Source organism: Thermus thermophilus HB8 (assembly GCF_000091545.1).
Classification (GTDB): Bacteria; Deinococcota; Deinococci; order Deinococcales; family Thermaceae; genus Thermus; species Thermus thermophilus.
In genome coordinates, this window is sequence record NC_006461.1 from 379,293 (window position 1) to 396,681 (window position 17,389).

The window sequence follows — 17,389 nt, forward strand, 5'->3', positions numbered from 1 at the left end:
AAAGGCCACCGCGCCGCCGGAAAACCCCGTAAGGCCCGCGGCTTTTTGCATACCCCTTTGCAAGGGAGCAAGCCGTGGTAGAATGAAGGAGTCAGCGGACAAAGAAGCCTCAGGGCACGAGGGCGACCTTGGTGGCCTTCCGCTCGTGGAAGAGGCGGTAGCCTTCGGGGGCCTCCTCCAGGGGGAGGCGGTGGCTGAAGACGAAGCTCCCCTTGAGCCTGCCCGCCTTCTGCAGGGCGAGGACCTCGCCGATCCAGCGGGGGACGTTGGCGAGGGCACTCCTTAGGGTGATCCCCCGGCTGAAGGCGGGAAGCCAGGGGTAGTCCAGCCTTTCCGCCGTGGGCACCCCAAGGCTGGAGACCACGCCCCCCGGGCCCGCGAGGCGCAGGGCGAGCTTCAGGGCCTCCCCGTCCCCGCCCACCGCCTCCACCACCAAATCCGCCCCCAGGCCCTCGGTCTCCCGGCGCACCCGGGCCACGGGGTCCTCCGCCTTGGGGTGGATGGGGAGGCTTCCCAGGGCCTTGGCCTTCTCTAGGCGGGCTTCCTCCGGGTCTATGGCATAGACCTGCCCTGCCCCCAGGGCGTGGGCCACCATCTGGGCCATGAGGCCCACGGGCCCCGAGCCCACCACGGCCACGCTCATGCCGGGGGTGAGGAAGGGCCTCACCCCCCCGTAGGCCGTGGTGAGGATGTCCCCGGCGAGGATGGCCTCCTCGGCGGGGAGGTCCCCGATGGGGAAGAGGGTGTGCCGGGCGAAGGGCACCCGCACCCTCTCCGCCTGGGCCCCCGGGAGGTTGCCCAGGGCGAGGCCGAAGCCGAAGACCCCGCCCCTTGAGCAGGCGAAGAACTGGCCCTTGCGGCAGGCAGGGCACTCCCCGCAGGCCACCTGGAAGCTTCCCACCACCCGCTCCCCCACGGGGAAGGGCACCAGGGGGCCCTTCTCCACGATGCGCCCCACGAACTCGTGCCCGAGGACCGTCCCCGGCAGGACCCCGGCGATCTTGCCGTGGTAGATGTGGAGGTCGGAGCCGCAGATGGCGGAAAGCTCCACCTCGAGGAGGGCGTCCGTGTCCGCTTCCAACCTGGGTTCCGGAACCTCCTCCACCGCCACCTGGAAGGGCCCCTTGTAGACCACGGCCCTCATGCCACCTCCCGGGCCACTTTGACGAGCTCCTGGGCCGCCTGGGCGTAAGGGGCGAGGGCGGCGATGGTGCCCTTCTTGAGCTCCAAAAGTCCCCGCATGAGGGCGCTTAGGGGCTCGAGGCGTCCCTCCAGCACCTCCTGCCAGGTGGCGAGGTCGGCCTCAATGACGAAGTCCGCCTCCGCCTCCCCCTCCACCGCCTTCGCCCCCCGGCAGGCCCCGTGCCAGAGGTCCAGGACCACGGCCACCCCCTTGGGGAACCCCGCCTTGGGGTCCGGGCGCACCGCGAGGGCCAGGGAGCCCTCCCAGGTGCTCGCCGCCTTGCGGTAGGCCTCGCTCTCGTTCAGCTTCCGGCAGTACGCCTGGGCCCAGGCCTCGGTGAAAAGCTCCATTCCTTTCCCTCCTTTGAACCCAGTATAAGCCGTAGACTCGAGGGGTGGTTTACCTCCTGGACCTTTCCGGGGTGTACTGCGAGCCCGTGGAGCCGAGGCTCCTCCGCCTCCTCGCCGAGGAGAGCGGGGAGCCCGTCTTTTACCTCTCGGAGGCCTTCTACGCCCTCCTCCCCCGGCTCAAGGCCGAGGGGGCGCAGGCGCTGGAGGCCCTTTTCCCCGGGGCCTCGAGGCTCTACCCCAAGGCCTTCCGCCCCCGGGGCCTCGCCTTCCCCGAGCCCTTCCACCTCGTCTCCGACCTGCCGCCCCCCGAAGGGGTCCTGGCCTACCACGCTCCGGACAAGCTCGAGGCCCTTGCCCTGGCCCTAGAGGCCCTGGGCCTCGCCCCAGGGGAGGCGGTCTACTGGGACGACAACCCCCTTTGGGTGGAGCGGGCCCGGGGATTAGGCGTGCGGGCGGAGCTATTCCTGCCCTAGGTCCTCGGCCCGCTCCACCGCCTGGGTCTCCCGGAGGATCGCCCTCACCCGGTCCCCGGGGATGGTCTCCTCCCGGAGGAGCTCCTCGGCGATCTTGTGCACCGCCTCCCGGTGGGTGGAGAGCACCTTCCTGGCCCGCTCGTAGGCCTCGTCCAGGATCTTCATGATGTCCTGGTCAATGAGGCGGGCCGTCTCCTCGGAGTGGTCCTTCTTCTTGGCGATCTCTTCCCCCAGGAAGACGGGCCCCGAGTCCGAGCCCCAGGCGACGTTTTTGAAGTGCTCCCCCATGCCCCAGTCCAGGACCATCCGCTTGGCGATCCCCGTGGCCCGCTTGAAGTCGTCCTGGGCCCCCGTGGTCACGGTGCCCGTGAAGAGCTCCTCCGCCACCCGGCCCGCCATGAGCACGGCGAGCTCGTCCATGAGGTGCTCCCGGGAGACCAGGACCCGCTCCTCGGGCTTGCTCCAGCGGGCCCCCAGGGCCATTCCCCGGGGGACGATGGAGACCTTCTCCGTCTTGTCGGCGTGGGGCAGGACCTCCCCCACCACGGCGTGCCCCGCCTCGTGGTAGGCCACGGCCCGCCTTTCCTCCTCGGAGAGCTTCAGGGCGGACCGCTCCAGGCCTAAGACGATCTTGTCCAGGGCCTTGAGGAAGTGCTCCTTGCGGATCCTCTTCTCCCCGTTCCGGGCGGCGAGGAGGGCGGCCTCGTTCACCAGGTTCCTGAGGTCCGCCCCGGAGAAGCCCGGGGTGAGGTGGGCGAGCTCCAGGGCGTCCACGTCCTCGGCGATGGGCTTGCCCCGCATGTGGACGAGGAGGATCTCCTTGCGCTCCTCCAGGGAGGGGAGGCCCACCACCACCTGGCGGTCAAAGCGCCCGGGTCTAAGGAGGGCGGGGTCCAGGATGTCGGGGCGGTTGGTGGCGGCGAGGACGATGACGGAGGTGTCCTTCTCAAACCCGTCCATCTCCGAGAGGATCTGGTTCAGGGTCTGCTCCCGCTCGTCGTGGCCGCCCCCGATCCCCGCGCCCCGCTTGCGGCCGATGGAGTCCAGCTCGTCAATGAAGATGATGCTCGGGGCGTTCCTGCGGGCGTCTTCAAAGAGGCTCCGCACCCGGCTCGCCCCCACGCCCACGAACATCTCCATGAACTCGCTGGCGGAGACGGAGAAGAAGGGCACCCCCGCCTCCCCCGCCACCGCCCGGGCGAGGAGGGTCTTGCCCGTGCCGGGCGGGCCCACGAGGAGCACCCCCTTGGGGATCTCGGCCCCGATCTCCAGGTACTTCTTCGGGTTCTTGAGGAAGTCCACCACCTCCATGAGCTCCCGCTTGGCCTCCTCGTGGCCGGCCACGTCCTTGAAGGTGGTGTTCACCTTGCGTTCCTTACCGTAGAGCTTGGCCCGGCTCTGGCCGAACTGCATCACCTGGCCGGCCCCGCCTTGGGCCCGCATGAAGAAGAACCAGAAGAAGGCGATGAGGATGAGCGTGGGGGCCACGTAGAGGAGGACCTGGGGCCAGATGGAGGGGGCCTTGGTCACGATCGTCACCCCGTTTTCCTCCAGGAAGCGGAGGAGTTCGGGGTCTTGGACCTGGGCGGGGGGCAGGGGAACCTGGAAGCGCCGGGAGACCTGGACGGTCCCCTGGGGCGTGGGGAAGCGCTCCGGGGCCTTGAGGAGCCCGGTGATGCGGGTCTCCTCCAGGGTCACCTCCGCCACCTTCCCCTGGCGCACCAGCTCCCGGAACTCCGTGTAGGCGAGGGTGGGGGCCGGTGGTCCGCTTAGGGCCGTGTAGACGAGATACCCCAACAGGACGAGAAGGAGCAGGTTGAAAGGGTTGAACCGCTGCGGCAAGGTCTACCTCCCTTGCCCTATGGTAGCGCCTTGCCGGTGGGAAGACGGGGCATGTGGTATCCTCTAGCGGCGATGAAGGGGGTCCTCGAGGCCCTGCACCAGGGGGACTACGACACCGCCATTGACCTCCTCACCCGGAAGGCCCTCTTCGGCCGGGAGAGGGAGGCCAAGGAGGCCTGGCTCCTCCTCGCCGAGGTCTACGCCCTCTACGGGGAGGAGGGGCTGGAGAAGGCCCACCACGCCCTGGAGGAGGCCTACGCCCTGGGAGGGCTGGAGTACGACCCCCTGTACCGGAGCCTCCTCGCCGAGCTCCTCGCCCTGGAGGGGCGGCCCGAGCGGGAGGTCCTTCCCCTCTTCCTCCCGAGCCGGGACCCCCGGGTCCGGTACCACCAGGCCCAGGCCCTCTTCTACCTGGGGAGGCTGGAGGAGGCCTTGGAGGCCCTCGAGGCGGGGCTTCCCCCCCACCTGGCCTGGCGGGCCGAGGGGCTTAAGGGGCGGATCCTGGAGCGGCTTGGCCGCCACGGGGAGGCCGCCTTGGCCTACGAGCGGGGGGCGGAGCTCGCCCTGGGCCTGGAGCGGTACTGGCTCCTCCTGGACGCCGCCGCCATGTGGCTGGAGGCCGGGGAGGGGGAGCGGGCCCTTCTCGCCCTGAAGGAGGCGGAGGCGGCGGTGGGGGAGGAGGACCCGGAGGACGCCGCCACCCGCCACTACCTCCTCGCCCGGGCCCACCTCCTTTTGGGCAACCCGGGCCTCGCCCTGGAGGAGATCCGCAAGGCCCTGGCCCTGGAGGAGGAGAGCGGCCACAAGGCCTACGGCACCCCCTTGGTGGAGGGGCAGGCCCTCCTCCAGCTCGGGCGCTACGAGGAGGCCATGGCGAGCTTCCGGGAGGCCCTGGCCCGGGCGGACGCCGGGGAGCGCCCCCACGTCCTCCACGAGATGGGGGTGGCGGCCCTGGACCACGGGGCCTACCCCGAGGCCGAGGAGCACCTCCGGGCCCTGGTGCGGGAGGAGGGCTACCCCTACCTGGCCCAAGCCTACGCCGATCTGGCCGAGGCCCTCTACCGCCAGGGGCGCTACCAGGAGGCGGAGGCCGCCGCCCGGGAGGCCGTGGCCCGGGGGGCGGTGGCCGCGGGGGAGTTGGTCCTGGGCCACGTGGCCTACGACCTCCTCCACCTGGAGGAGGCCTTGGAACACTACCGCAAGGCGGCGGAAAGCGCCGAGGAGGGGAGCCGGGAGTGGGTGGGGGCCCAGGAGATGGTGGTGGACACCCTGGCCCAGCTCGGCTACCGCTTTCCCGAGGAGATGGTGCGCCGGGGCCAGGCGGTGCTGCCCTACCTCCACCCGGCGGACGAGTGGCACGCCGCCCTCACCGCCTACGTGGAGCGCGCCCAGGCCCTCTTGCGGGAGGGGAAGCGCCTGAACTGAGCGCTTCCCAGGGGGCGGGGTTAGCCCCTCCGCAGGGGCTCCAGGGCCTTTAGGACCTCCTGGCTCCTTAAGGGTTTGGGCAGGTGGAGGAGCCTCAGGGGCCTGAGGAGGAGGCCCGGCGGGGTTTCGCTCACCAGGTAGAGGGAGGCGAGCCGCCCTTCCGGGGTGGCCCGCACCTTGCGGGCCGCCTCCACCGCCTTCTCCCCTTGGAGGATCACCCCCTTGGGCCTGGACTTGAGGAGGCGCAAGAGCCCCTCCACGTCCCGGGCCAGAAGGACGCGGAAGCGGTGGGCCTCGAGGAGGTACAGAAGGAGCCTCCGCACCACCCCGCTTTCCGCCAGGACGGCCACCAAGGGGTCCTCGAGGAGGAGGGTGGAGGGGCGGAGGAGGCCCCTCGCCTTCATCTCGTGGAGGAGGTGGTAGACCTCCTCCTCGGGAAGCCCCGAGAGGAGGGCGATGCTCCTTGCCCGCCGCACCCCGTCCAGGTGCTCCAGAACGCTCCAGGCCTCCGGGGGAAGGGGGTGCCGGGTGGGGTCTTCCACGAGGTGGAGGACCTCGTCCGGGTCCACCTGCCCCCGCCGCCACTCGTCCAGCTTGCGGGCCGCCTCCATGAGGGCCCAGCCGGTGCCGAAGGTGAGGGGGAGGGCCACCTGGCTTCCCTCCACCATGGGCTCCGCCACCACCTCCCCCTCCTTCTCCCCGAGGAGGGTGGCCAAGGCCTCGAGGACCTGGGCGGTGAGGGCCTCCCTAAGCTCCTCCTCCCCGATGAGGCCGAGCTCCAGGGCCAAAGCCCCCAAGGGGGTGCCGGGGTTCTCCCGGTCCTGGCGCTCCACCAGCTCCTGCACCTCCTCCAGGGTGAGGTGGCCCAGGCGGACCAGGTACTCCCCGAGGTGGGGGCCGGGCTCGGTGCGGGCGTAGAGGATCCGCCCCCCGAGGAGGTGGACGCGCCCGTAGATCCGGCCCCGGAAGCTCACCACGGCGCTCTTCCGCGCCGCCTCCAGGGCCCTAAGGAGCTCCCCCAGGTCCAGCTCGGAAAGCGTGGCCCGGATCACGGCTCCAAGAGGGGGCCCACCGGGGGCGGGTAGCCCAGGTGGCGGTAGGCCAGTTCCGTGGCCACCCGGCCCCGGGGAGTGCGCTTCAAAAGGCCCTGGCGGATGAGGTAGGGCTCGTGCACCTCTTCCAAGGTGCCCGGGTCCTCGGAGAGGGCGGTGGCCAGGGTGGCGAGGCCCACGGGGCCGCCGCCGAAGCGGAGGATGAGGACCTCCAGGATCTCCCGGTCCCGCTTCTCCAAGCCCAGCTCGTCCAGGCCCAGGGCGGCAAGGGCCTCCAGGGCCCGCTCCCGGGTGATGACCTCCTCCCCCGCCACCTGGGCGAAGTCCCGCACCCTCCGGAAGAGGCGCTTGGCGACGCGCATGGTGCCCCGGCTCCGCCTACCGATCTCCAGGGCGGCCTCCTCCGTGATCCTCACCCCGAGGAGGCGGGCGTCCCGCATCACCCCTTGGGCCAGCTCCTCAGGGGTGTAGTACTCCAGGTGCTCCACGATGCCGAAGCGGCTCAGGAGGGGCGCGGTGATGAGGCCGGGCCGGGTGGTGGCCCCGATCAGGGTGAAGCGGGGAAGCTCCAGCCGGATGGTCCTCGCCGCCGGACCTTGGCCGATGACGATGTCCATGACGAAGTCCTCCATGGCGGGGTAGAGGTGCTCCTCGGCCTGGCGGCTCAGGCGGTGGATCTCGTCAATGAAGAGGATGTCCCCTTCCTCCAGGGAGTTGGCCAGGATGGCGGCGAGGTCCCCGGGCTTCTCTATGGCGGGCCCGGAGGTGACCCGGAGGTTGACCCCAAGCTCGTGGGCGATGACGTGGGCCAGGGTGGTCTTGCCCAGGCCCGGGGGGCCGAAGAGGAGGAGGTGCTCCAAGGGCTCTTTTCGGGCCTTGGCCGCCTCGAGGTAGACCCGGAGCTTTTGCTTCAGGCGCTCCTGGCCGATGTACTCGTCCAGGGTCTTGGGCCTAAGGGCGAGGTCTTCCACGCTCCTCCATGATAGCCTTATTCCCGTGCGGCGCACGGTGAAGGACTTCCGCAACGCCAAGGGCCAGCGGCTCGTCTACCTCACCGCCTACGACTACCCCACGGCCCGCCTGGCCGAGGCGGCCGGGGTGGACGCCATTTTGGTGGGGGACTCCTTGGGGATGGTGGTCCTGGGCTACCCCTCCACGGTGCCCGTGACCTTGGAGGAGATGCTCCACCACACCAAGGCCGCCCGCAGGGGGGCCCCGGAGACCTTTCTCGTGGCCGACCTCCCCTACCTCGCCTACGCCACCCTGGACCGGGCCCTCCTCGCCGCGGAGCGCCTCCTCAAGGAGGGGGGGGCGGACGCGGTGAAGCTGGAGGGGGGCGAGGAGGTGGCGGAGATCGTCCAGGGCCTGGTGCGGGCGGGGGTCCCGGTCCTGGGCCACGTGGGCCTCACCCCCCAGACGGCGAGCCAGCTTGGCGGCTACAAGCTCCAAGGCCGGCGCCCGGAGGAGGCGGAGCGCATTCTCAAGGGGGCCTTGGCCTTGGAGGAGGCCGGGGCCTACGGCGTGGTCTTGGAGATGGTGCCCGCCCGCCTGGCCAAGGAGGTCACCGAGAGGCTTTCCGTCCACACCGTGGGGATCGGGGCCGGGCCCCACACGGACGCCCAGGTCCTCGTCTTCCACGACGTGGTGGGGCTCTACGGCGACTTCAAGCCTCGCTTCGTGAAGCGCTACCTGGAGGCGGGCAGGCTCATCCAGGAGGCCTTGAGCCGGTACGCGCAGGAGGTCCGGGAAGGGGTCTTCCCCGGGGAGGAGCATAGTTTCTGAAAAACTCCGCTGAAAACCCGGCCCCTTAAGGGGTAGAATGGGCTTTCGTGGTGCGCTTTCGTAGGGAAGGGGTGCGTCTGGACCAGGCGGTGGCGGAGGCCCTCTCCGTGAGCCGGGCCAAGGCCCAGGCCTGGATCCAGGCCGGGCGGGTCCGGGTGGGGGACCGGGTGGTCCTCAAGCCCGCCTACCGGCTCAAAGGGGAGGAGGTGGCGGTGGAGCCCGTGGAGGAGGCTCCCATGGTCCTCCCCGAGGACCTGCCCATTCCCATCCTCTACGAGGACGAGGACGTCCTGGCCCTGAACAAGCCCCCGGGCCTCCTTACCCACCCCGCCCCCGGGGTCTACTCGGGCACGGTGGTGAACCTCCTCCTCGCCCGCTACTACGGGCCCGTGGAGAAGGGGCCCCCCGAGCTCGTCCGCCCCGGGATCGTCCACCGCCTGGACAAGGACACGAGCGGCGTCCTGGTGGTGGCGAAGCACGGGGGGGTCCTCGAGGGCCTGGCCCGGGCCTTCCGCGACCGCCTGGTGATGAAGCGCTACCTGGCCATCACCGAGGGCCACCCCCGGGAGGGGGTCCTCATCGCCCCCATCGGGAGGCATCCCCGGGAGCGGCACAAGATGCACGTGGGCGGCCTCGCCGCCCGTTACGCCGAGACCGAGTTCCAGGTCCTGGCCACCGCAGGCCCCTACGCCCTGGTGGAGGCGAGGCCCCATACGGGGCGCACCCACCAGATCCGGGTCCACCTCAAGTACCTCGGGGCCCCCATCCTGGGGGACGAGCTCTACGGGAGAAAGAGCCCCCATATCGGGCGCCAGGCCCTCCACGCCTACGAGCTCCGCATCCCCCATCCCCGCACGGGCCGGATTTTGGAGCTTCTCGCCCCCGTGCCCCAGGACATGGCGGCGGCCTGGGAGGCCCTGGGGGGGAGGTGGCCGGAGGAGGTGGTGCGGGAAGGGTATGCTGGGGCGCAATGAGGTCCTTTCCAAAGGCTAAAGAGGCCTTCTCAGAGGGGGAAAAGGTCTCCTTTGGAGTTCACCGCCTCCACGTGGGGGACGCCCGGGAGGTGCTGGCCTCCTTCCCCGAGGCCTCGGTCCACCTGGTGGTGACCTCCCCGCCCTACTGGACCCTGAAGCGCTACGAGGACACCCCCGGCCAGCTCGGCCACATAGAGGACTACGAGGCCTTTCTGGACGAGCTGGACCGGGTGTGGCGGGAGGTCTTCCGCCTCCTGGTCCCGGGCGGAAGGCTCGTCATCGTGGTGGGGGACGTGGCCGTGGCGAGGCGCCGCTTTGGGCGCCACCTCGTCTTCCCCCTCCACGCCGACATCCAGGTGCGCTGCCGCAAGCTCGGGTTTGATAACCTCAACCCCATCATCTGGCACAAGCACACCAACGCCAGCCTCGAGGTGGAGGGGCGGGGCGTCTTCCTGGGCAAGCCCTACGAGCCCGGGGCCATCATCAAGACGGAGATTGAGTACATCCTCATGCAAAGGAAGCCCGGGGGGTACCGCAAGCCCACCCAAGAGCAGCGGGAGAAGAGCCGCCTTCCCAAGGAGGACTTTCACCGCTTCTTCCGGCAGATCTGGGACGACATCCCCGGGGAGAGCACCAAGGACCACCCCGCCCCCTTCCCCCTGGAGCTCGCCGAGCGCCTGGTGCGGATGTTCAGCTTCGTGGGGGACGTGGTCTTAGACCCCTTCGCCGGGACCGGGACCACCCTCATCGCCGCGGCGAGGTGGGGGAGGAGGGCTTTGGGCGTGGAGCTCGTGCCGCGGTACGCTCAGCTGGCCAAAGAGCGCTTTGCCAGGGAAGTTCCTGGGTTTTCCCTGGAGGTCTTGGATGGAGCCACCCATCCTCGCCGTTAGGTTGAAAAGGCTTTTAGAAAACATGATACGGACCTCTTCCCAGGATAGCGGGCGCCAGGGGGTTTTGGCGGGGTATTTGGAGGAACGTTTACGGGAGCGCTTACCGCCACATCTTTGGCCCCACTTGGAGCGGGAGGTTTCCGTACCCGGTTTGGCCCGGGAGAAAAAGTGGGACCTGGGGTTGGTGTACCCCGCGGGTTCATCTTTACCCAAGAAGCCGCGGCTTCTCATTTCCCTGAAGTCCATCCTGAAAAATCCCTCGGGGTCCTGGCCTAACCGCCTGGACGATCTGGTTGGGGAGGTCTCCTCTGTCCAGCTCCTTTTTCCCGAGGTGGTCGTAGGGTATGTGGTGGTTCTGGACTACGGGGCGCCTACCAAGCGAAGGGGAGGCGTTTACCGACCTCCCCAGGGGAATGAGCTTGACCCTGTCTACGCCCGCTTCAAGCAGGGGCTTGCCGCCCTTGCGCAAAGACGCCCTCCCCTTTGGCCTCAAGGCCTCGTGGAGGGTTGCTGGGTTTTGGAGATAGACACCCGCCGGGCACCCCTTTTGCTGAGGCCCGAGGAGGCGGTGGCGGAGGGTGAAGCCTTTTTAGACGCCCTGGTGAGGGAGCTGAGAAGGAGAGAGCCCCTCCTCTTCCTAGACCAAGGCCAAAAGCCCCTTTAGCGCCCGCCCCAGCCGCCGCACGCCCTCCGCGATCCCCTCCCGGTCCAGGGTGGCGTAGGAGAGCCTCAGGGTGTTCTCCCCGCCCCCGTTGGCGAAGAAAGGACCTCCCGGCACGAAGGCCACGTTCTCCTCGAGGGCCCTCCGGAAGAGGCCCTCGGCGGAGAGGCCCTTGGGGAGCTCCATCCAGACGAACATCCCGCCCTTGGGCCTTGTGTAGCGCACCTCCTTGGGCACCTCCCGGTCCAGGGCATGGAGCATGGCCTGGGCCTTTTCCCGGTAGACCCTGCGGACCCGTTCCAAGCGCTCGGAGAAGCCCTCCTTTAAGAGCTCGTGGACCAGCATCTGGTTGAGCATGGGGGTGTGGAGGTCGGCCCCCTGTTTGGCCTGGACGAGCTTCTGCAGGGCCTCCGGGTGGGCCACGGCGAAGGCCACGCGAAGCCCGGGGGAGAGGACCTTGGAGAAGCTTCCCAGGTAGATGACCCCGGGGTAGCCCGCCTCCCGGGCGAGCTCAAAGAGGCTCGGGAGGCGCGCCTCCCCGAAGTAGAGCTCCCGGTAGGCGTCGTCCTCCACCACCACGAGGCCCCGCTCCATCACCATCTGCAAGAGCCGCTTCCGGGCGGGAAGGGGCGTGAGGCCCCCCGTGGGGTTCTGGAAAGAGGGGATGAGGTAGAGGAAGCGGGGGCGCTCCCTTTTGAGGACCTCTTCCAGGGCGTCCAGGTCCGGGCCCTCCTCCCCGGCGGGCACCGTGAGGAAGCGGGGGCCCTGGAGGCGGAAGGCCTGGATGGCCCCCATGTAGCTTGGGGCCTCCAGCAGCACGGGGCTTCCCTCGTCCAGGAAGACCTTGCCCACGAGGTCCAAGGCCTGCTGGCTCCCGGTGGTGATGAGGACCTCCTCGGGGCGCACGCCGATCCACTCCGCCACGAAGGCCCTTAGGGGGGCGTAGCCCTCGGTGGGGCTGTACTGGAGGGCGACCTCGCCCTTCTCCCGCAGGATCCGCGCCGCGGCCTCCGCCGCCTCCTCCTTGGGGAAGAGCTCGGGGGCCGGGAGCCCCCCGGCGAAGCTCAGGATGCCGGGGCGCTGGGTGAGCTTGAGAAGCTCCCGGATGGTGGAGGCCTGGATCCTTCCCGCGCTTTTACCGAACGCCTCGGACCAGCTTAGCGGTTTCACCCCTATAGTCTACCCCGCTTCCCTTCCTCCCGCCGGAACGCGCTCCCGGAGCTCCGAAAGCGCCTGCCCACGGCCTTGGCGGGGGGTGCGGGCCCTTAGGGGGAGAGCCTGCGGTAGGCCTCGAGGGCGAAGCGGTCCGTCATTCCGGCGATGTAGTCGCACACCGCCCGCTCCAGCCCCTCCTCGGGGATTTTGGCCTGCACCTCCCGGGGAAGGAGCTCGGGGTAGCGGGTGTAGGCGGCGAAGAGGCCTTCCAGCACCGCCTCCGCCTTGCGCCTTTCCCTGAGGACCTCGGGGTGGCGGTAGAAGCGCTCCATGAGGAAGGCCTTGAGCGCCTTGAGGGCCTTTTCCGCCTCCTCCCCCAAGGCGGCGAGGCGGCTTGGGTGGCGGCGCACGGCCTCGGCGCTTTGCACGCCCGCCTCCTCCACCCGCCGGTGGGTGGCCTCTATGGCGGCGGTGATGAAGTAGCCGAGGAGTTGCCGCACCAAGACGCGGCGGTCCAGCTCGGGAAGCCTCAGGAGGTCCAGCCCCTCCTCCAGGGCCAGAGCCTGGAGGAGCTCCACTTCCTTGAGCTCCTCGGGGTGGAGGAGGCCCGCCCTGAGCCCGTCGTCCAGGTCGTGGGCGGCGTAGGCGATGGCGTCGGAGAGGTCCACCACCTGGGCCTCGAGGGTCCCCTGCCCCTCGTAGAGGGGCTTGAAGCCCGGGCTGTAGGCGGCCTCGTGGGTGGCGATCCCCTCCAGGACCTCGTAGGTGAGGTTGAGGCCGCGGAAGCCGGGGTAGCGCACCTCCAGGTGGGTGAGGATCCTTAGGGCCTGGGCGTTGTGTTCAAACCCCCCGTGGTCCTGCATGAGGGCGTTCAGGACGTGCTCCCCCGTGTGGCCGAAGGGGGGGTGGCCCAGGTCGTGGGAGAGGGCGATGGCCTCGGTGAGATCCTCGTTGAGGCCGAGGGCGCGGGCGATGGACCGGGAGACCTGGGCCACCTCCAGGGTGTGGGTGAGGCGGGTGCGGTAGTAGTCCCCGGCCCAGCCCGGGAGGACCTGGGTCTTGTACTCCAGGCGGCGGAAGGCGGTGGTGTGGAGGATCCGGTCCCGGTCCTTCTGGTAAGGGGTGCGGTAGAGGGACTCGGGCTCGGGGTGGGCCCGCCCCCGGGTGTCCCGCGCCTTCTGGGCGTAGGGGGCGAGGCGGCTGGCCTCCAGCTCCAGAAGGGCTTCCCGGGAAAACCGCATCAGACCCTCTTGAAAGCCAGGACGGCGTTGTGGCCCCCGAAGGCGAAGGAGTTGGAGAGGGCGTAGTCCACCTTGGCCTCCCGGGGCTCGGGAACGAAGTCCAGGTCCAGCTCGGGGTCGGGGTCCTCGAGGTTGATCGTGGGAGGGATGACCCCGTGGTAGAGGGCCTGGACCGTGGCGATGGCCTCCACCGCCCCCGCCGCTCCCAGGAGGTGGCCGATCATGCTCTTGGTGCTGGAGACCATGAGCCTCTTGGCGTGGTCCCCGAAGACCCGCTTGATGGCCAGCACCTCCGCCCGGTCCCCCACGGGGGTGGAGGTGCCGTGGGCGTTGATGTAGCCCACCTGCTCGGGGGCGATGCCCGCGTCCTTCAGGGCCCGGGCCATGGCCAAGGCGGCGCCCTTTCCCTCGGGGTGGGGCTCGGTGATGTGGTGGGCGTCGGCGCTCCGGCCGAAGCCCACGAGCTCGGCGTAGATGCGGGCGCCCCGCTTCTTCGCGTGCTCGTACGCCTCCAGGACCAAGACCCCGGCCCCCTCCCCCATGACGAACCCGTCCCGGGAGAGGGTGAAGGGGCGGCTCGCCTTCTCGGGCTCCTCGTTCCTTGTGGAAAGGGCTCGCATCACAGCGAAGGCCCCGATGGCCATGGGGGTGATGGCGGCCTCCGTCCCCCCCGCCAGGACGAGGTCGGCCTCGCCGAGCTGGATCATGCGCAGGGCGCTTCCCAGGGCGTCCGCCCCCGTGGCGCAGGCGGTGACCACCGTGGAGGAAGGCCCGGTGAAGCCGTAGCGCATGGCGATGTGGGCCGAGGCCATGTTGGCGATCATCATGGGGATGAAGAAGGGGCTTATGCGGTTTGGGCCCCGCTCCAGAAAGACCCGGCTTTGGGCCTCCCAGGTCTCCATGCCCCCGATCCCCGTGCCCACCAGGGTGCCCACCCGCTCGGGGTCAAGGTCTTCGGGCTTTAGCCCCGCGTCCTCCAGGGCAAGCTGAGCGGCGATGAGGGCGTACTGGACGAAGCGGTCCAGGCGCCTGAGCTCCTTCCGGTCCAGGTAGGCCCCGGGGTCCACGTCCACCTCGGCGGCGATGCGCACGGGGAGGGCCGAGGCGTCAAAGCGGGTGATGGGCCTGACCCCGCTTTTGCCCGCGAGCTGGGCCTTGTGGAAGGCCTCCTGCCCCACGCCGATGGGCGTGAGGGCGCCTAGGCCGGTGACCACCACGCGTCGCATGGGCGTAGTATACCCGGGAACGCCCCGGGAAAAAGGAGAGGCGGGGCGCCCTTCACGCCCCACCCGCGTTGCAAGCCCTTGCCGGGGCCCCATGCCGGCTTGGGCCAGCGTGGGGGGCCTTAGCCCAGCTTGGCCTTGATGTACTCCACGGCGTCCTTGACGGTGCGGATCTTCTCGGCCTCCTCGTCGGAGATCTCCAGGCCGAACTCGTCCTCCAGGCCCATGATGAGCTCCACGGTGTCCAGGCTGTCCGCCCCCAGGTCCTCAATGAAGCGGGCCTCGAGGGTCACCTTCTCCGGCTCCACCTGGAGCTTGTCCGCGATCACCGCCTTCACCTTTTCAAAGATCTCCTGCTCCGTCATGAAAAACCTCCCGGGGGGATTTTAGCACGACCTCAGTGGGGGGTAAGCCCCCCGTCCACGCAGAGGGTTTGGCCGGTGATGTAGCCCGCCTTCTCCGAGACGAGGAAGGCCACGGCCTCGGCCACCTCCTCAGGGCGGCCGAAGCGCCCGGCGGGGATCTGCTTTAGGTAAGCCTCCTTGACCTCCTGGGGGAGCCTTTCCGTCATCTCCGTCTCAATGAACCCCGGGGCCACGGCGTTCACCGTGATCCCCCGCTGGGCGTACTCCTTGGCCACCGCCCGGGTGAAGCCGATGAGCCCCGCCTTGGAGGCCACGTAGTTGGCCTGGCCCGGGTTGCCCAGGATCCCCACCACGCTGGTGATGTTGACGATGCGGCCGAAGCGGGCCTTCATCATGAGCTTCACCGCCTCCCGGGTGGTGCGGAAGACGGCGGAGAGGTTGGCCTCGAGGACCGCCTCCCAGTCCTCGTCCTTCATGCGCACGAGGAGGGTGTCCCGGGTGATGCCGGCGTTGTTCACCAGGGTGTCCAAGCCCCCTAAGACCTCCGCCGCCTGGTGGACGAGGGCGGTGGCCGCCTCGGCCTCCAGGAGGTTCGCCCCGAGGACCGCCACCAGGGGGCTTCCCCGGCGCCTTGCCTCCTCCGCCACCTCCTCGGCCTTCTCCCGGTTCTGGCCGTAGTGGATGGCCAGGGCGAAGCCGTCCTCCGCCAGCCTCAGGGCGATGGCCCGACCGATGCCGCGGCTTGCTCCGGTGATCAGGGCCTTACGCACGCTCCACCTCCAGCGCCTTCCTCAGGCTATCCGGGTCCTGGACGCTCAAGGCCTCCGCCTCCTTCAGGGTGCGGAGGACGAGGCCTTTGAGCACCTCTCCGCTTCCGAACTCCAAGAAGCGCTTGACGCCCCTCGCCTCCATGTCCCGTAGGATCTCCACCCAGCGTACCGGGGCGGTGATCTGCTCCAGGAGGAGCGCCCGGATCCTCTCCGGGTCCTCCTCGGGCCTCGCGGTGACGTTGGAGTAGACGGGGAAGCGGGGCCTTCTCAGGGGAACCTGGGCCAGGTCCTCGGCCAGCCGCTTTCGCGCGGGGGCCATGAGGGAGGAGTGGAAGGGGGCGGAGACGGGGAGGAAGACCACGCGGGCCCGCCGCTCCTTGAGCCTTTCCGCGGCCTCCTCCACCGCTTGCCTCCTCCCGGAGATCACCGTCTGCTCCGGGGCGTTGAGGTTGGCGATCTCCACCCCCTCAAGGCCCTCCAGGGCCTTTTGGATTTCCTCCAGGGGGAGCTTCAGCACGGCGGCCATGGCCCCTTCCCCCACGGGGACGGCCTCCTGCATGTACCTGCCCCTAAGGCGCACGAGCCTTAGGGCGTCTTCCAGCTCCAAGGTGCCCGCGGCCACGTGGGCCGTCCACTCCCCTAAGGAGTGGCCCGCGGCGAGGGCAGGGGGCTTTCCGCCCGCCTCCAAAAAGGCCCGGTAGGCGGCGTAGCCTGCGGCGAGGAGGGCGGGCTGCTGGTTCTCCGTGAGGGTCAGGGCCTCCTCCGGGCCCTCCCACATGAGCTTAAGGAGGCCGGGTAGGGCGGCCTCGGCCCGGTCCAGGACCTCCTTGGCGGCGGGGGAGGCCTCGTAGAGGGCCCTGCCCATCCCCACCCGGTGGGAGCCCTGCCCGGGGAAGAGGGCGGCGTACATCAGGCACCTCCCCAGGTGAGGACGGCGGCGGCCCAGGTGAGCCCCGCCCCGAAGGAGACCAAAAGGACGTGGTCCCCCTCCCGGATCCGGCCCGCGTCCACCGCCTCCTTGAGGGCCAAGGGGATGGAGGCCGTGGAGGTGTTGCCGTAGCGGTCCACGTTCACCGCCACCCTTTCCCAGGGAAGCCCCAGGCGCTCCCGGGCGGCGTCAATGATCCTGAGGTTCGCCTGGTGGGGGACGAAGAGGCGGATGTCCTCGGGGGTGAGGCCCGCCTTCTCTATGGCCTCGAGGGTAGCGGTGTTCATCACCCGCACGGCGAACTTGAAGACCTCCCGCCCGTTCATGTAGAGGCGGTTTTTCATGGAGGTGCCGTCGGGAAGCCTCGGGGCCACGCAGGCGTGGTAGAGTTCCTTGGCCCCGGTGCCGTCCGCCCCTAGGACGAAGGAGCGGAAGCCGTACCCCTCCCGCACCTTGCCCACCACCGCGGCCCCGCCTCCGTCGCCGAAGAGGACGGCGGTGGCGCGGTCGTTCCAGTCAATGATCTTGGAAAGGGCCTCCGCCCCCACCGCCAGGACCTTCTGCGCCAGGCCCGCCTCTACCAGGGCGTGGGCCTGGGCCAGGGCGTAGATCCATCCGGGGCAGCCCGCGAGGAGGTCGTAGGCGAAGGCCTTGAGGCCGAAGCGGGCCTGCACCAGGGCGGCGGTGTCGGGGAAGAGGGCGTCCGGGGTGTTGGTGGCCACGATCACGGCGTCCACCCCCTCGAGGGCCCCGGGGTGCCTCCTTAGGAGGTCCTCCACCGCCTTGAAGGCCAGGTCCGAGGTGTACTCGTCCTCTGCGGCGACGCGCCGTTCCTTGATCCCGGTGCGGGTGACGATCCACTCGTCCGAGGTGTCCAGGTAGGCCTCAAAGTCGGCGTTGGTCATGACCCGCTCGGGGACGTAGGCCCCTAGGGCCAGGATCCCGCTCATGCCCGACCTCCCGTCATGGGCTTTACTATACCCAAAAAGGCCGGAGGCCCCGGGCGCGCCCGGGGCCTCTTAAATGCCCCACCAAGGCCTAGGCGGGGGCCCCAAAAGGGCCTCCTCCGGTCCTA

The 17,389-nt window shown here is 69.7% G+C and carries 18 protein-coding genes; 6 read left to right on the plus strand and 12 right to left on the minus strand.

Features of this window, described 5'->3' with window-relative positions; genetic code table 11:
* Positions 1 to 109 precede the first annotated feature (109 nt).
* Both TTH_RS02090 and TTH_RS02095 read right to left on the minus strand, forming a co-directional pair.
* Positions 110 to 1,144, minus strand: coding sequence for an alcohol dehydrogenase family protein (locus TTH_RS02090; RefSeq protein ID WP_011172490.1), 1,035 nt, complete (start codon positions 1,142 to 1,144; stop codon positions 110 to 112).
* Positions 1,141 to 1,533: an SCP2 sterol-binding domain-containing protein gene (locus tag TTH_RS02095; protein WP_011172491.1), complete on the minus strand. Its 393-nt coding sequence runs from the start codon at positions 1,531 to 1,533 to the stop codon at positions 1,141 to 1,143. Before TTH_RS02095 ends, TTH_RS02090 begins: the two co-directional genes overlap by 4 nt.
* Positions 1,534 to 1,577: 44 nt before the next feature.
* Here TTH_RS02095 and TTH_RS02100 point away from each other — a divergent pair, with 44 nt between their 5' ends.
* Positions 1,578 to 2,006, plus strand: a complete 429-nt coding sequence (locus TTH_RS02100) for a hypothetical protein (RefSeq protein WP_011227910.1) — start codon at positions 1,578 to 1,580, stop codon at positions 2,004 to 2,006.
* On the opposite strand, the gene ftsH is transcribed toward TTH_RS02100, so the two are convergent.
* A complete protein-coding gene (gene ftsH, locus TTH_RS02105; RefSeq protein ID WP_011227911.1) occupies positions 1,992 to 3,848 on the minus strand; it encodes an ATP-dependent zinc metalloprotease FtsH in 1,857 nt (618 codons plus the stop codon). The two genes, TTH_RS02100 and ftsH, sit on opposite strands and share 15 nt — an antisense overlap.
* A gap of 72 nt (positions 3,849 to 3,920) precedes the next feature.
* Between ftsH and TTH_RS02110 the strand changes: the two genes are divergently transcribed.
* The gene (locus tag TTH_RS02110) at positions 3,921 to 5,273 is read left to right on the plus strand and encodes a tetratricopeptide repeat protein (protein WP_008631640.1); all 1,353 of its coding nucleotides are present in this window, start codon (positions 3,921 to 3,923) and stop codon (positions 5,271 to 5,273) included.
* A 20-nt stretch (positions 5,274 to 5,293) separates the two neighbouring features.
* On the opposite strand, the gene TTH_RS02115 is transcribed toward TTH_RS02110, so the two are convergent.
* Together TTH_RS02115 and ruvB are read right to left on the minus strand one after the other, a co-directional pair.
* The gene (locus TTH_RS02115; protein WP_011172495.1) at positions 5,294 to 6,325 is read right to left on the minus strand and encodes a DUF4388 domain-containing protein; all 1,032 of its coding nucleotides are present in this window, start codon (positions 6,323 to 6,325) and stop codon (positions 5,294 to 5,296) included.
* Complete coding sequence (gene ruvB, locus TTH_RS02120; RefSeq protein WP_011227913.1) at positions 6,322 to 7,296, minus strand: Holliday junction branch migration DNA helicase RuvB; 975 nt, start codon at positions 7,294 to 7,296, stop codon at positions 6,322 to 6,324. The genes TTH_RS02115 and ruvB overlap by 4 nt, the downstream gene beginning before the upstream one ends.
* Positions 7,297 to 7,321: 25 nt before the next feature.
* Here ruvB and panB point away from each other — a divergent pair, with 25 nt between their 5' ends.
* Genes panB through TTH_RS02140 form a run of 4 tightly spaced genes read left to right on the plus strand, consistent with a single transcriptional unit; the run spans position 7,322 to position 10,635 of the window.
* Positions 7,322 to 8,107: a 3-methyl-2-oxobutanoate hydroxymethyltransferase gene (gene panB, locus TTH_RS02125; protein WP_011227914.1), complete on the plus strand. Its 786-nt coding sequence runs from the start codon at positions 7,322 to 7,324 to the stop codon at positions 8,105 to 8,107.
* Positions 8,108 to 8,154: 47 nt separating this feature from the next.
* The gene (locus TTH_RS02130) at positions 8,155 to 9,081 is read left to right on the plus strand and encodes an RluA family pseudouridine synthase (protein WP_011227915.1); all 927 of its coding nucleotides are present in this window, start codon (positions 8,155 to 8,157) and stop codon (positions 9,079 to 9,081) included.
* Positions 9,078 to 9,971 carry a DNA-methyltransferase gene (locus tag TTH_RS02135; protein WP_011227916.1) on the plus strand — a complete coding sequence of 298 codons (894 nt, stop codon included), beginning with the start codon at positions 9,078 to 9,080 and terminating at the stop codon, positions 9,969 to 9,971. Before TTH_RS02130 ends, TTH_RS02135 begins: the two co-directional genes overlap by 4 nt.
* Positions 9,946 to 10,635 (plus strand): hypothetical protein, encoded by a 690-nt coding sequence (locus tag TTH_RS02140; protein ID WP_164926029.1) that lies wholly within the window; start codon positions 9,946 to 9,948, stop codon positions 10,633 to 10,635. Before TTH_RS02135 ends, TTH_RS02140 begins: the two co-directional genes overlap by 26 nt.
* Here the strand turns inward: TTH_RS02140 and lysN are convergent.
* The 7 genes from lysN to TTH_RS02175 form a co-directional block, all read right to left on the minus strand.
* The gene (gene lysN / locus TTH_RS02145) at positions 10,609 to 11,802 is read right to left on the minus strand and encodes a 2-aminoadipate transaminase (protein ID WP_011227918.1); all 1,194 of its coding nucleotides are present in this window, start codon (positions 11,800 to 11,802) and stop codon (positions 10,609 to 10,611) included. The two genes, TTH_RS02140 and lysN, sit on opposite strands and share 27 nt — an antisense overlap.
* A 95-nt stretch (positions 11,803 to 11,897) precedes the next feature.
* Positions 11,898 to 13,028, minus strand: a complete 1,131-nt coding sequence (locus TTH_RS02150; RefSeq protein WP_011227919.1) for a deoxyguanosinetriphosphate triphosphohydrolase — start codon at positions 13,026 to 13,028, stop codon at positions 11,898 to 11,900.
* Entirely contained in the window at positions 13,028 to 14,254 is a 1,227-nt protein-coding gene (gene fabF, locus TTH_RS02155; protein ID WP_011227920.1) for a beta-ketoacyl-ACP synthase II, read from the minus strand. The genes TTH_RS02150 and fabF overlap by 1 nt, the downstream gene beginning before the upstream one ends.
* Positions 14,255 to 14,373: 119 nt before the next feature.
* The gene (gene acpP, locus TTH_RS02160; protein ID WP_008631656.1) at positions 14,374 to 14,616 is read right to left on the minus strand and encodes an acyl carrier protein; all 243 of its coding nucleotides are present in this window, start codon (positions 14,614 to 14,616) and stop codon (positions 14,374 to 14,376) included.
* Between the two features lie 32 nt (positions 14,617 to 14,648).
* Positions 14,649 to 15,386, minus strand: a complete 738-nt coding sequence (gene fabG, locus TTH_RS02165; RefSeq protein ID WP_011172504.1) for a 3-oxoacyl-[acyl-carrier-protein] reductase — start codon at positions 15,384 to 15,386, stop codon at positions 14,649 to 14,651.
* Positions 15,379 to 16,296 carry an ACP S-malonyltransferase gene (fabD, locus tag TTH_RS02170; RefSeq protein WP_011172505.1) on the minus strand — a complete coding sequence of 306 codons (918 nt, stop codon included), beginning with the start codon at positions 16,294 to 16,296 and terminating at the stop codon, positions 15,379 to 15,381. Before fabD ends, fabG begins: the two co-directional genes overlap by 8 nt.
* Complete coding sequence (locus TTH_RS02175; protein ID WP_011172506.1) at positions 16,296 to 17,264, minus strand: beta-ketoacyl-ACP synthase III; 969 nt, start codon at positions 17,262 to 17,264, stop codon at positions 16,296 to 16,298. The genes fabD and TTH_RS02175 overlap by 1 nt, the downstream gene beginning before the upstream one ends.
* Positions 17,265 to 17,389 lie beyond the last annotated feature (125 nt).